This window comes from Serratia sp. CY37869 (genome assembly GCF_052168895.1).
Taxonomy (GTDB): domain Bacteria; phylum Pseudomonadota; class Gammaproteobacteria; order Enterobacterales; family Enterobacteriaceae; genus Serratia; species Serratia ureilytica.
This window is the reverse complement of sequence record NZ_JBJNLU010000003.1, coordinates 390,615-404,201: the sequence shown is the minus strand read 5'-3', so window position 1 is coordinate 404,201 and position 13,587 is coordinate 390,615. Positions and strand designations below refer to the sequence as shown.

General features: G+C 62.1%; 11 protein-coding genes and 1 riboswitch. Of the genes, 7 read left to right on the top strand and 4 right to left on the bottom strand.

The genetic code is table 11. From position 1 onward, the window contains the following. Positions 1 to 43 precede the first annotated feature (43 nt). Both glnE and hldE read left to right on the top strand, forming a co-directional pair. Entirely contained in the window at positions 44 to 2,881 is a 2,838-nt protein-coding gene (glnE, locus tag ACJ8J1_RS17400; RefSeq protein WP_033644596.1) for a bifunctional [glutamate--ammonia ligase]-adenylyl-L-tyrosine phosphorylase/[glutamate--ammonia-ligase] adenylyltransferase, read from the top strand. A 77-nt stretch (positions 2,882 to 2,958) separates the two neighbouring features. Continuing rightward, entirely contained in the window at positions 2,959 to 4,389 is a 1,431-nt protein-coding gene (gene hldE / locus ACJ8J1_RS17395; protein WP_033644597.1) for a bifunctional D-glycero-beta-D-manno-heptose-7-phosphate kinase/D-glycero-beta-D-manno-heptose 1-phosphate adenylyltransferase HldE, read from the top strand. A gap of 51 nt (positions 4,390 to 4,440) precedes the next feature. On the opposite strand, the gene ubiK is transcribed toward hldE, so the two are convergent. After that, positions 4,441 to 4,716: a ubiquinone biosynthesis accessory factor UbiK gene (ubiK, locus tag ACJ8J1_RS17390; RefSeq protein WP_004937216.1), complete on the bottom strand. Its 276-nt coding sequence runs from the start codon at positions 4,714 to 4,716 to the stop codon at positions 4,441 to 4,443. A gap of 147 nt (positions 4,717 to 4,863) precedes the next feature. After that, a riboswitch (FMN riboswitch) is annotated at positions 4,864 to 5,024 on the top strand. 109 nt (positions 5,025 to 5,133) lie between these two features. Between ubiK and ribB the strand changes: the two genes are divergently transcribed. Beyond that, on the top strand, positions 5,134 to 5,787 hold the full coding sequence (ribB, locus tag ACJ8J1_RS17385; RefSeq protein WP_033636071.1) for a 3,4-dihydroxy-2-butanone-4-phosphate synthase: 654 nt from the start codon (positions 5,134 to 5,136) through the stop codon (positions 5,785 to 5,787). 52 nt (positions 5,788 to 5,839) lie between these two features. Here ribB and ACJ8J1_RS17380 read toward each other — a convergent pair whose 3' ends face one another. Next, positions 5,840 to 7,372, bottom strand: coding sequence for an alkaline phosphatase (locus ACJ8J1_RS17380; protein WP_033644598.1), 1,533 nt, complete (start codon positions 7,370 to 7,372; stop codon positions 5,840 to 5,842). A gap of 325 nt (positions 7,373 to 7,697) precedes the next feature. Here ACJ8J1_RS17380 and ygiD point away from each other — a divergent pair, with 325 nt between their 5' ends. Beyond that, the gene (ygiD, locus tag ACJ8J1_RS17375) at positions 7,698 to 8,480 is read left to right on the top strand and encodes a 4,5-DOPA dioxygenase extradiol (RefSeq protein ID WP_033644599.1); all 783 of its coding nucleotides are present in this window, start codon (positions 7,698 to 7,700) and stop codon (positions 8,478 to 8,480) included. A gap of 47 nt (positions 8,481 to 8,527) precedes the next feature. Here ygiD and ACJ8J1_RS17370 read toward each other — a convergent pair whose 3' ends face one another. Both ACJ8J1_RS17370 and ACJ8J1_RS17365 read right to left on the bottom strand, forming a co-directional pair. After that, the gene (locus ACJ8J1_RS17370) at positions 8,528 to 9,688 is read right to left on the bottom strand and encodes a glutathionylspermidine synthase family protein (protein ID WP_033644600.1); all 1,161 of its coding nucleotides are present in this window, start codon (positions 9,686 to 9,688) and stop codon (positions 8,528 to 8,530) included. Positions 9,689 to 9,691: 3 nt separating this feature from the next. After that, complete coding sequence (locus tag ACJ8J1_RS17365) at positions 9,692 to 10,360, bottom strand: DUF1190 family protein (protein ID WP_033644601.1); 669 nt, start codon at positions 10,358 to 10,360, stop codon at positions 9,692 to 9,694. Between the two features lie 353 nt (positions 10,361 to 10,713). Here ACJ8J1_RS17365 and ACJ8J1_RS17360 point away from each other — a divergent pair, with 353 nt between their 5' ends. Genes ACJ8J1_RS17360 through dhaL form a run of 3 tightly spaced genes read left to right on the top strand, consistent with a single transcriptional unit; the run spans position 10,714 to position 13,577 of the window. Next, the gene (locus ACJ8J1_RS17360) at positions 10,714 to 11,814 is read left to right on the top strand and encodes a glycerol dehydrogenase (RefSeq protein ID WP_033644602.1); all 1,101 of its coding nucleotides are present in this window, start codon (positions 10,714 to 10,716) and stop codon (positions 11,812 to 11,814) included. 50 nt (positions 11,815 to 11,864) lie between these two features. Beyond that, positions 11,865 to 12,935, top strand: coding sequence for a dihydroxyacetone kinase subunit DhaK (gene dhaK / locus ACJ8J1_RS17355; RefSeq protein ID WP_033644603.1), 1,071 nt, complete (start codon positions 11,865 to 11,867; stop codon positions 12,933 to 12,935). Positions 12,936 to 12,944: 9 nt separating this feature from the next. Next, entirely contained in the window at positions 12,945 to 13,577 is a 633-nt protein-coding gene (gene dhaL / locus ACJ8J1_RS17350) for a dihydroxyacetone kinase subunit DhaL (RefSeq protein ID WP_033644604.1), read from the top strand. Positions 13,578 to 13,587 lie beyond the last annotated feature (10 nt).

Below are 13,587 nucleotides of genomic sequence, written 5' to 3'. Positions count from 1 at the left end.
CAGCCGGCCCGCCAGCCGTGGGCCGCAGAACGGGTCATACACTATGTCGCCACTTTCAGCCGCGTTACAGGCTCAGGCACAGCAGGTTGTGCAGCGTTTTCAGGAAGTTCACGGCGCGGACTGCGCCTTTAGCGAGCAAGAGCAGTGGGTGCTGGCGTCGAGCGACTTCGTCAGCGACGCGCTGCTCGCCCAGCCGGCCTGGCTGGCGACGCTGCGCGAACAGCCGCCGGCGCCTGGCGAGTGGCAACACTACGCCGCCTGGTTGCAGGACGAGCTGGAAGAGGTGCGCGACGAAGCGCAACTGATGCGCACGCTGCGTCTGTTTCGCCGCGAAACGCTGGTGCGCATCGCCTGGGCGCAGGCGCAGGGGCTGTGTTCGACCGAAGAAACGTTGCTGCAGCTGAGCGGGCTGGCGGAGACGCTGATCGTCAGCGCGCGCGACTGGCTGTACCAAACCTGTTGCCGCGAGTGGGGCACGCCGTGCAATGCCGACGGCGAACCGCAGCCGCTGCTGGTCCTCGGCATGGGCAAGCTGGGCGGCGGCGAACTGAACTTCTCGTCGGACATCGATCTGATCTTCGCTTACCCGGAAAATGGTCAAACCCAGGGCGGGCGGCGCGAGCTGGATAACGCCCAGTTCTTCACCCGTCTCGGCCAGCGGCTGATCAAGGCGCTGGATCAACAGACCATCGATGGCTTCGTCTATCGCGTGGACATGCGGCTGCGGCCGTTCGGCGACAGCGGCCCGTTGGTGATGAGCTTTGCGGCGCTGGAGGATTACTACCAGGAACAGGGGCGCGACTGGGAACGCTATGCGATGGTGAAGGCGCGCCTGATGGGCGGGGCGGAAGACGCCTACAGCCAGGAGCTGCGTAAAACGCTGCGGCCGTTCGTGTTCCGTCGTTACATTGATTTCAGCGTCATTCAGTCTCTGCGCAACATGAAGGGCATGATCGCCCGTGAAGTGCGGCGGCGCGGCCTGAAGGACAACATCAAGCTGGGCGCCGGCGGCATTCGCGAAATCGAATTCATCACCCAGGTATTCCAGCTGATCCGCGGCGGCCGTGAACCGGCGCTGCAGGGGCGTTCGCTGCTGCCGACGCTGCAGGCGGTGGGCGAGCTGGGGCTGCTGGAAAGCAAGCAGGTGCGGGCGCTGAGCGCCGCCTACCTGTTCCTGCGGCGGCTGGAGAACCTGCTGCAGGCGATCGGCGATCAGCAAACCCAGACGCTGCCGCAGGAGGCGCTCGATCAGGCCCGGTTGGCCTACGGCATGGGGTTGGCGGATTGGCCGGCGCTGATGGCGGCGCTGGACGTGCACATGCAGGCGGTGCGCGCGGTGTTCGACGACCTGATCGGTGACGATAGCCCGGATGTCGGCGAAGATCCCGATTACCAGCACTATCACAGTCTGTGGCAGGACGCGCTGGAGGAGAACGAGCTGGCGCCGCTGACGCCGCACCTGGACGAAGAGGCGCGTCGACAGATGCTGCGCACCATCGCCGATTTTCGTCACGACGTCGACAAGCGCACCATCGGCCCGCGCGGCCGCGACGTGCTCGATCAGCTGATGCCGCGCCTGCTGGCGGAGGTATGCCCGCGCCAGGACGCACCGACCGCGCTGGTGCGGCTGGCGCAGCTGCTGCTGAGCATCGTCACCCGCACTACCTATCTCGAGTTGCTGGTGGAGTACCATGCGGCGCTCAGCCATCTGATCCGCCTGTGCGCCGCGTCGCCGATGGTCGCCAACCAGCTGTCGCGTTACCCGCTGCTGCTGGACGAGCTGCTGGATCCGGCCACGCTGTATCAGCCGGTGGCGCTGGACGCCTACCGCAGCGAGCTGCGGCAGTATCTGCTGCGGGTGCCGGAAGACGACGAAGAGCAAAAGCTGGAGGCGCTGCGTCAGTTCAAACAGGCTCAGCAGCTGCGCATCGCCGCTGCGGATATCGCCGGCGCGCTGCCGGTGATGAAAGTGAGCGATCACCTGACTTATCTGGCTGAGGCGATCATCGACGCGGTGGTGCAACAGGCCTGGAGCGACATGGTGGCGCGCTATGGCCAGCCCACCCATTTGCAGGAGCGGGAGGGGCGCGGCTTTGCGGTGATCGGCTATGGCAAACTGGGCGGCTGGGAGCTGGGGTACAGTTCCGATCTCGATCTGGTGTTCCTGTTGGATTGCCCGCCGGAGGTGATGACCGACGGCGATCGCTGCATCGACGGCCGCCAGTTCTACCTGCGGCTGGCGCAGCGGGTGATGCATCTGTTCAGCACCCGCACGTCCTCGGGCATTCTGTATGAGGTGGACGCGCGCCTGCGGCCTTCCGGCGCCGCGGGGATGCTGGTCAGCACCGTCGAGGCGTTCGCCGACTACCAGCAAAACGAAGCCTGGACCTGGGAGCATCAGGCTCTGGTGCGCGCGCGCATCGTGCACGGCGATCCGGCGCTGCATCAGCAGTTCGACGCGATCCGGCGCGAGATCCTGTGCAAAACGCGCGATGCGCAGACCCTGAAGCGCGAAGTGCGCGAGATGCGCGAAAAGATGCGCAACCATCTCGGCAACAAGCAGCGCGATCTGTTTGATATCAAGGCCGATGAGGGCGGCATTACCGACATCGAATTTATCGCCCAATATCTGGTCTTACGCTATGCGCCGGGTGAACCGCGCCTGACGCGTTGGTCGGACAACGTGCGCATCTTCGAGCTGATGGCCAATTACGACATCATGCCGGATGAAGAGGCGCGCGCGCTGACCCAGGCCTATGTCACCATGCGCGACGAGATCCACCACCTGGCGCTGCAGGAACATTCCGGCAAGGTCGGCAGCGGGCTGTTTGCCGCCGAGCGCGAGCAGGTGCGCGCCAGCTGGGCCAAATGGCTGGATTAATACCTTTTTGCGGGTATTCCGGCGGTCTGTGGTAATATCTGCGCCACTAAAATTTTGTTCTTTTTTGGAGTTATCGGATGAAAGTTACGCTGCCTGATTTTCGCCGCGCCGGTGTGCTGGTGGTCGGTGACGTCATGTTGGATCGCTATTGGTATGGGCCGACCAGCCGCATTTCACCGGAAGCCCCGGTGCCGGTGGTCAAGGTCGATACCATCGAAGAGCGTCCCGGCGGCGCGGCTAACGTGGCGATGAACATCGCTTCGCTGGGCGCCACTTCCCGTCTGGTGGGCCTGACCGGCATCGACGATGCGGCGCGGGCGCTGAGCGCCAAGCTGAATGAAGTCAACGTGCGCTGCGACTTCGTCTCGGTGCCGACCCATCCGACCATTACCAAGCTGCGCGTGCTGTCGCGCAACCAGCAACTGATCCGTCTCGACTTCGAAGAAGGCTTCTCCAACGTTGATCCGCAGCCGATGCTGGAGCGCATTCAGCAGGCGCTGCCGCAGATCGGCGCGCTGGTGCTGTCCGATTACGCCAAGGGCGCGCTCAGCCAGGTGCAGGGCATGATCCAACTGGCGCGCGCCGCCAAGGTGCCGGTGCTGATCGATCCGAAAGGATCCGATTTCGAGCGCTATCGCGGCGCGACGCTGCTGACGCCGAACCTGTCCGAGTTCGAAGCGGTGGTGGGCCACTGTAAGGATGAAGCGGAACTGGTGGAACGCGGCATGAAGCTGGTGGCGGATTTCGAGCTGTCGGCGCTGCTGGTTACCCGTTCCGAACACGGCATGACGCTGCTACAGCCGGGCGTTGAGCCGCTGCACTTGCCGACCCAGGCGCAGGAAGTGTTCGATGTGACCGGCGCCGGCGACACCGTGATCGGCGTGCTGGCCGCCTCGCTGGCCGCCGGCAACTCGCTGGAAGAGTCCTGTTTCCTGGCCAATGCCGCCGCCGGCGTGGTGGTGGGCAAGCTCGGTACCTCCACCGTGTCGCCGATCGAACTGGAGAACGCGGTGCGCGGCCGCGCCGAGACCGGTTTTGGCGTGATGACCGAAGCGCAGTTGAAACAGGCCGTCGCGCAGGCGCGTCAGCGCGGCGAAAAAGTGGTGATGACCAACGGCATCTTCGACATTCTGCATGCCGGCCACGTCTCTTATCTGGCCAATGCTCGCAAGCTGGGCGATCGCCTGATCGTGGCGGTGAACAGCGATGCGTCGACCAAACGCCTGAAAGGGGAAAAACGCCCGGTCAACGCGCTGGAGAACCGCATGATTGTGCTGGGCGCGCTGGAAGCGGTGGATTGGGTGGTGCCGTTCGAGGAGGACACGCCGCAGCGCTTGATCGCCGACATCTTGCCGGATCTGCTGGTCAAAGGCGGCGATTACAAGCCGGAAGAGATTGCCGGCAGTGCGGAAGTGTGGGCCAACGGCGGCGATGTCAAAGTGCTGAACTTTGAAGACGGCCTGTCGACCACCAACATCATCAAAGCGATCAAAGACGGGCGCGGCTAACGCCGGGCGACGTAAAGAACAAGGGCGCGCGGTGCGCGCCCTTGGCGGGAATTATTCGTCTTCCTGTTTGGCGGCCGGCGCCGCGCTCAGCTTGCTTTCCAGCTCGGCCATGCGCTGTTCCAACAGCGCCAGCTTTTCGCGGGTGCGCAACAGCACCTGAGTCTGCACGTCGAACTCTTCGCGGTTAACCAAATCCAGGCGGGTCAACTGCGACTGCAGCACCTGACGGATTTTTTTCTCAACGTCTTCCCCGAATTCACGAACGCCTTTAGGCATGGACTCATGAACCTGGCGTGCGATTTGTTCGATTTTTTTCGGGTCAATCATGGCGTATCCCTTTCAGAGTTTAATAGCTGCCGCTTAGTGTAATGCGAGTTGCCCGCCGGATAAACACCATTAAGCGCATTCGCCGCGCGTGGCCGAATTGTGCTTTTGCCAATTGCCCTGTCTATCCATTAGCGTTATAGTCATCTTGCTTATTCTCAGGGCGGGGTGAAAGTCCCCACCGGCGGTAAATCACCTTCTACGGTGAAAGCCCGCGAGCGCTCAGCCAGCCTGTAAAGGCCGGTTAGAGGTCAGCAGATCCGGTGTAATTCCGGGGCCGACGGTTATAGTCCGGATGGGAGAGAGTAACGGTATCTGCCGGGCATGCGCCCGCTTGCGTTATTTTTTTAGCTATTGCTAGCTACTCCTCAAGATCGCCCTGGTTCTGGTAATCCATAATTTTTAATGAGGTTTTTTACCATGAATCAGACGCTACTTTCAGACTTCGGCACGCCGACAGAACGCGTTGAACGCGCGATCGACGCACTGCGCAACGGGCGCGGCGTGATGGTGCTCGATGATGAAAACCGTGAAAACGAAGGTGACATGATCTTCGCCGCGGAAACCATGACCGTTGAGCAGATGGCGCTGACCATTCGCCACGGCAGCGGCATCGTGTGCCTATGCATCACCGAAGAACGCCGTCAGCAGCTTGAGCTGCCGATGATGGTGACCAACAACTCCAGCCAGTTCCAGACCGCCTTCACCGTGACCATCGAAGCGGCGCAGGGCGTGACCACCGGGGTTTCCGCTTCCGATCGCCTGACCACCATCCGTGCGGCGGTGGCAGACAGCGCCAAGCCGAGCGACCTGAACCGTCCGGGCCACGTGTTCCCGCTGCGCGCGCAGCCGGGCGGCGTGCTGAGCCGTCGCGGCCACACCGAAGCGACCATCGATCTGGTCTCCATGGCCGGTTTCAAACCTGCCGGCGTGCTGTGTGAACTGACCAACGACGATGGCAGCATGGCGCATGCGCCGGAAGTGATCGCCTTCGCCAAACAGCACGACATGGTGGTGCTGACCATCGAAGATCTGGTGGCCTACCGCCAGGCGCACGAGAAAAAAGCCAGCTGATAGCCGGCCGCTTTCAACGATAAAAAAGCCGCGTAATGCGGCTTTTTTGTATCTACCGTTCTGACAGGCGTTCGCCGATGCGGCTGGCGTAATTCATCACGTGGAAGGTGTAGTTCTCCTCAACCGTACCCTGGAACAGATGTGCCCAGGGGCCGATGGCGTAGATGCCGAGATCTTCCCCGCCGTGCGTCTCGCTTTTCAGCGGCACCAGCGCCGGCTGAATAAAGTCGGGCGCGGTGGTTTGCTCCATGGTCAATGCCGGGCGCTCGGTCAGCGGGATCGCGCCGCCGGGGCCGTTGGCGAAACCGAGGGTGGTGTAGGGCTTGCCGTCGCTGCCCAGCCGAGGTTTACCGTCGACGCCGACGGAAATGCCGAGGATAGGATTGCCGCGCTTGGCATAGCCGGCGATGGTCAGCGTGTGGCTGTGATCGCCGGTCACGATCACCAGCGTTTCGTCCAGGTTGACCTTGCCGACAATGGTTTTCACCGCCTCGTTCAGGGCGACCGCGTCGCTTAGCGTGCGGTAGGCGTTGCCGTTATGGCTGCCGTGATCGACGCGCCCGCCTTCCACCAGCAGCAGATAGCCTTCGGGATTCCTGGCCAAAATATCGATGGCCTTGCCGGTCATTTCCGCCAGCGAAGGCTCTCCCGCCGCGTCTTGCCGCCGGTCATGCTCGAAGTTCATGTGCGACGGCTCGAACAGGGCCAGCAAATGGTCGACGTTGCCCGGTTCGATTTTGTCGAACTGGGCCTGATTCCAGACGTATTGTCCGCGCTCGCCGTAGCGTTGCAGCCAGGCCTGCGTCAGGTCACGGCCGTCCCTTCTGGCGCCTTTCTTGCCGGGATATTCCGGATCGCTCACGCTGTCGGGCAGGAAGTTGGCGCGCCCGCCGCCCATCGCCACGTTCAGGCCGTTGCCGTATTTCATTTCCACCAGCTGGCGCGCGATGTCGCGGCAGCCTGCGGTCAGGGCATCCGCCGGCATTTTGGCGTCAGACTCCCAGTCGCGGTTGGCGATATGGGCATAGGTGGCGCCCGGCGTGGCGTGGGTAATGGTCGCGGTCGTCACGGCGCCGGTGGACATGCCGAGCGTTGCGGCCATCTCCCACAGCGTGGTGACGGCCTTGGTTTGCTGATCCTCGCAGTTGTTGAGGGCGGCCGTATGGTTGAGACCCATCAGATCGTTGATGGTTTTGACGCCGGTGGTCATCGCCACCGCGCTGGGCGCGGAGTCGGTGATTTGGGCGTCGGCAGAATAGGTTTTGGCTGCCGCCAGATAGGGGAAGGCTTCCCAGGCCAGCACGTTGGATTCGCCGTCCACGCCGCGCTGCTGTCCTTCAAAAATACGGGCGGCGGTCACGGTGGAAAACCCCATGCCGTCACCGACCACCAGAATGACGTTTTTAGCGCGGTTGGTGTTTGGGGTCTGTTTCAGTCGCTGTTGCAGCTGAGCTTGCGCCTGAAGGAAGTAAGGGTCTTCGCGCTGCGTCAGCGGCGCGTTGTCCGTCGCTTTGGCGGCTGCCGCCCCGGTGGCTAACAAGGACATGGAAAGCGCCAGGCGGGTTGCCAGTGTGAGTCTGAACATGAATTCCTCCTTGGTGAGACGTGATTCCCGTAGCGCCGACGGGCTGCCAACACCCTGTCGACGGCAGGAGGAGTGTATCGATTGTGTTAACAAAAAATACATAAATTGTTCACAATTTAGATCTGTGTGGCAGTAATGCCATTGTATTCATGATTTTTATTAATCATTTGAAAATCATTCATTTTTTAACTTTTTGTTTGCCGGTGCATTTTTGCGATTTTTAATTCAAATTTATTGAATATCTTCATCACGGTTATCCGGCTGTGTTGCTGCGGCAAAGCGCGTAATGTAACGCCATAGCACAATTTGAACTAAGGATCGCTCTATGAACACCTCTCGTATGCCGGCACTGTTTCTTGGCCACGGTAGCCCGATGAACGTGCTGGAAGACAACCGCTACACCCAGGCATGGCGTGCGTTGGGTGAGTCATTGCCGCGTCCGAAGGCGATCGTGGCGGTTTCTGCGCATTGGTATACCCGCGGCACTGCGGTCACCGCGATGGAAAAACCCAAAACCATTCACGACTTCGGCGGGTTCCCGCAGGCGCTGTTTGATACCCGCTACCCTGCGCCGGGTTCCCCCGCGCTGGCTGCGCAGCTGCAGCACATTCTGGCGCCGGTGCCGGTAACGGCGGATCTCGGCGAGTGGGGGTTGGATCACGGCACCTGGGGCGTATTGATCAAGATGTATCCCAATGCCGATATCCCGGTGGTGCAGCTCAGCGTCGACGGCACTCAGCCGGCGGCTTACCACTATGAGCTGGGCCGCAAACTCGCGGCGCTGCGGGATGAGGGCGTGATGATCGTCGCCAGCGGCAACGTGGTACACAACCTGCGCATGGTGAAATGGCAGGGCGATACCAGCGCCTATCCGTGGGCGGAGTCTTTCAATAACTTTGTCCGGGATAACCTGCGTTATCGGGGCGATAACCACCCGCTGGTGGATTTCATGCGCCATGAGGGCGCGGCGCTGTCGAACCCGACGCCGGAACACTATCTGCCATTGCTGTATGTGCTCGGCGGCTGGGATGGAAAAGAGGCCATCAGCGTGCCGATCGACGGTATCGAAATGGGAGCGCTGAGCATGCTGTCGGTGCAGGTGGGCTAAAGAAAAACGCCAGTCAGAGACTGGCGTTTTTGCCTTCAGCGGGGCGATCAGCCGAGGATGGTGTGCGGATAGAAGCGCGACAGATCCTGCGTGATCAGTTCGCGATCTTCGCGCAGGCCGATGCCGCAGGGTTGATCGTTCACCAGCCAGCTGCCGATCAGCGTGTAGCTGTCTTCGAACTTCGGCAGCGGATGGAACTGCTGCACGATCATGCCTTCTTCACCGTACGGTCCATCGACGCGCGCCACTTCCTGACCGTTTTCGACGATCTGGATATTGGCGCCTTCGCGTGAGAACAGCGGTTTGGTGACGTAATGATCCATCGGCGGATGATCGTCTTGCGCGAAATAAGCCGGCAGCAGGTTAGGGTGATTCGGGAACATTTCCCACAGCAGCGGCAGCAGCGCCTTGTTGGAGATGATGCTTTTCCAGGCCGGCTCCAGCCAGCGCACGCCGGCGTCTTCCAGCTTGGTGGAGAACATCTCGCGCAGCATGAATTCCCACGGATAGAGCTTGAACAGGTTGCCGATCACCTGATCCTGCAGATCGGTGAACTGGCCTTTCTCGCCGAGGCCGATCTCTTCCATGAACAGGAACTCGGTCGGCAGACCGGCTTCCTGCGCGCAGTCCTGCAGGTATTGCACCGTGCCGCGATCTTCTTCGCTGTCCTGGCAGCAGGCCAGGTGCAACAGGCCGAAGCCGTGATGCGCTTTCAGCTCGGCGAAACGCTCGATCAGTTTCTCCTGCAGGCTGTTGTACTGATCCGATTCCGGATCCAGCTTGCCGGCGTTGATCTGGTCTTCCAGCCACAGCCATTGGAAGAAGGCCGCTTCATACAGTGAGGTGGGCGTATCGGCGTTGTTCTCCAGCAGCTTCGGCGGATTGACGCCGTCGTAGGCCAGATCGAGACGCGAATACAGCGATGGCTGGTTGGTGCGCCAGGAGCTGCGCACGAATTCCCAGGTGTGTTTCGGGATGCAGAACTTGGCCATCAGCTCATCGCTGGCGACCACTTTCTCCACCACCTGCAGGCACATCTGATGCAGCTCGGCGGTGGCATTTTCGATCTCTTCAATCTGCGCCAGCGTGAACTGGTAATAGGCGTCTTCACACCAGTACGGCTCGCCGTACATGGTGTGGAAACGGAAGCCGAACTCGGTCGCTTTTTCGCGCCAGTCCGGGCGCTCGGTAATGGCAATACGTTTCATGCATCAACCGCCCATGCTGCGAGAGCCGGAGTTGGAGGTGGCGCTGCTGCGCTGCATGCTGGTCTGCTTGGCCACGGTCTCGCCGAAACCGCCGCGGGTCACGGTGTTGGTGACCGCAGGCTTCGGCGCCATGGCGGTTTTCGGCACCGTCATGGTGCGGCCGCCGGCGGTGGCCGGGCCGTAGCTCTTGCCGCTGGCGTCGACAAACTTGCCGTTCGCCGGGCTGGCGGCGTTCTTGGAGGTGAACAGCGGCTGCTGCGCGAAGCCGGAACCGCCCATCAGGCGGCCCATCATGTAGCCCGCCATCAGCGGCATCCAGAAGCTGCCGCTGCTTTGCGATTCCGCCGCCATGCCGGCCTGCGCCGGAGCCGGCGCCTGGGTGCACTGCGCTTCGCCGAACTCGGCGACGCAGTCTTCGCGGGTGGCGTATTTCGGCGCGGTTTTCGCCGCTTCTTTCAGGGCGTTGTTGTAGGCGGTGGTGCACTGCTCGCTCATCGAAGGGTTGGCGCGCGAACAGTCATCGGCATTCTGATACAGGGAGACCGTTTCATCGCTCTTCTCGCAGCCGGCCAGCATAAAGACGGCGCTGATCGCCAAGGCCACGGGCGCGACACGGTAGCTGCGCCAGGATTTGCGGAACGTCTCTTGGTTGATGTTTTTTGTCCGTTTCATCGTTATCAATCCCATCATGCGGGCTGTTTTCGCCCTTTCCCAGTAGTGGCGCTAAGGATAGGGGAAACATGGTCAAAATTAAAGCTGAAACGCCCGCAGAATCCACTCTTTACGCAGTTATACGTTGGGGTGTGCGCCAGTTCGCTTTCGCGGCGAAAAAACGCGCGTTGGCGTTTCATCATGAAACGTTATCGCTATGATGATGTTCCATAATGGAACAAAAATCGCGTGGCTCGCCAGGCGGGCGGCAGACGCTCATAGTCGAAGCACAACAACAAGCCGGCGGCGAAGTCGGCGCGTCATCACCTGATATCTGAACGTTACCATCGCCAACTCCCTACAAGGATCCGGTTATGTTGAGAATCATCCAGTCACCAGGCAAATACATTCAGGGCGCCAATGCGCTGGCCGCCGTCGGCGAATACGCCAAATCCCTCGCCGACCATTATTTCGTGATCGCCGACGACTTCGTGATGCAGTTGGCGGGCGACACCCTGATGGGCAGCCTGCAGCAGCACGGCGTGAAACATCATGCGGCCCGCTTCAACGGCGAGTGCTGCCGTAAAGAGATAGACCGGCTTGGCCGCGAGCTGCAGACCCACGGCTGCCGCGGGGTGATCGGCGTCGGCGGCGGCAAGACGCTCGACACCGCCAAGGCCGTCGCCCACTACCAACGGCTGCCGGTGGTGCTCATTCCCACCATCGCCTCCACCGATGCGCCGACCAGCGCGCTGTCGGTTATCTACACCGAACAGGGCGAATTCGCCGAATACCTGATCTACCCGCGCAACCCGGACATGGTAGTGATGGACAGCGCCATCATCGCCAAAGCGCCGGTGCGCCTGCTGGTAGCCGGCATGGGCGACGCGCTCTCCACCTATTTCGAAGCGCAGGCCTGCTTCGACGCTCAGGCCACCAGCATGGCCGGCGGCAAATCGACGCTGGCGGCGCTCAGTCTGGCGCGGCTGTGCTACGACACGCTGCTGGCCGAAGGGGTGAAGGCCAAGCTGGCGGTCGAGGCCGGCGTGGTGACGGAAGCGGTGGAACGCATCATTGAGGCCAATACGTATCTGAGCGGCATCGGCTTCGAGAGCAGCGGGCTGGCGGCGGCGCACGCCATTCACAACGGTTTCACCGTGCTGGAGGAGTGTCACCACCTGTATCACGGCGAAAAAGTGGCGTTCGGCACCCTGGCGCAGCTGGTGCTGCAGAACAGCCCGATGGCGCAGATTGAAACCGTGCTGGCGTTTTGTCATGGCATCGGCCTGCCGATCACGCTGGCGCAGATGGGCGTTACCGGCGACGTGGCGACGAAGACGATGGCGGTGGCCGAGGCCAGCTGCGCCGTCGGCGAAACCATTCACAACATGCCGTTCAAGGTCACCCCTGCCGGCGTGCAGGCGGCGATCCTGACGGCGGATCGGCTCGGCGCCGCCTGGCTGCTGCGTCATTGATACCGTTGGGGCGCGGTGCGCCGCGCCCCTGGCTTACAGAGGAAACCATCGTGAAAAAACTGATTAATCAGGTCGAGTCGGTGTTGGAAGAGCAGTTGCAGGGGCTGGCGGAGGCTCATCCCGAGTTGCTGGTGCATGCGGATCCGGCGTTCGTCACCCGCGCCGACGCGCCGGTAGCGGGCAAAGTGGCAATTCTGTCCGGCGGCGGCAGCGGCCACGAGCCGATGCACTGCGGTTTCGTCGGTGAAGGGATGCTCGACGGCGCCTGTCCGGGCGAGATTTTCACCTCGCCGACGCCGGATAAAATGTACGAGTGCGGTCAGGCGATCGACGGCGGCGCCGGGGTACTGCTGCTGATCAAGAACTACACCGGCGACGTGCTCAACTTCGAAACCGCCACCGAGCTGCTGCACGACAGCGGCGTCGCGGTGGCGACGGTGCTGGTGGATGACGACGTGGCGGTCAAGGACAGCCTGTTTACCGCCGGGCGGCGCGGGGTGGCCAACACCGTGCTGATGGAGAAATTGCTGGGCGCCGCCGCGGCGCGCGGCGACGATCTGGACAGCGTGGTGACGCTGGGGCATCGCATCAACAACCACGGGCATTCGATCGGTATCGCGCTGGGCGCCTGTACCGTCCCCGCCGCCGGCAAACCGTCGTTCACCCTGGCGGAGAACGAGATGGAGTTCGGCGTCGGCATTCACGGCGAGCCGGGCATTGCGCGCCGTCCGTTCACCACGCTCAACGCGGCGGTGGATGACATGTTCCATACGCTGATCGACCACGGCCACTATCAGCGCACGATCCGCGTCTGGGATCGCCAACAGGGTGAGTGGCGCGACGAGATGCAGACCAAGCAGCCGCTGACGCGCGGCGATCGGGTGATCGCGTTGGTCAACAACCTGGGCGCCACGCCGCTGTCCGAGCTGTACGGCGTGTACCATCGGCTGGCGGAGCGCTGCGCCGAGGCGGGCATCATCATCGAACGCAACCTGGTGGGCGCGTATTGCACTTCGCTCGATATGCAGGGCGTGTCCATCACGTTGTTGAACGTGGACGACGAACTGTTGTCCTTGTGGGATGCGCCGGTGAAAACGCCTGCGCTGCGTTGGGGTTGCTGAGGAGGAATTATGGCGTTGACCAAACCACAGGTCGTCGATTGGCTGATGCGTTGCGGCGAAGTGTTCAGCCGAGAGCGCGATTTTCTTACCCAACTGGACACCGAGATCGGCGATGCCGACCACGGCCTGAACATGAATCGCGGTTTCAATAAGGTGGTGGAAAAGCTGCCGTCGGTGGCGGACAAGGATATCGGCTTTATCCTGAAAAACACCGGCATGACGCTGCTGTCGAGCGTAGGCGGCGCCAGCGGTCCGCTGTTCGGCACCTTCTTCATCCGCGCGGCGCAGGCGGCGAACGCCAAGCAAAGCCTGGATCTGGCGGAGCTGCATCAAATGATGCAGGAAGGGGTGGAAGGCGTGGTGATGCGCGGCAAGGCGGAGCCGGGCGACAAGACCATGTGCGATGCCTGGTGGCCGGTGGTGGAAAGCCTCGGCCAGTCCGCGCAGCAGAACCTGAGCGTGGCGGAGGCGCTGCAGCGCGCCGCCGACAGCGCCGAGCGGGCGGTGGAGAGCACCATCACCATGCAGGCGCGCAAGGGGCGGGCCAGTTACCTGGGCGAGCGCAGCATCGGCCACCAGGATCCCGGCGCCACTTCGGTGATGCTGATGATGAAAACGCTGGCCGAGGTCGCCGGCAGTTAGCAGGAGGCGA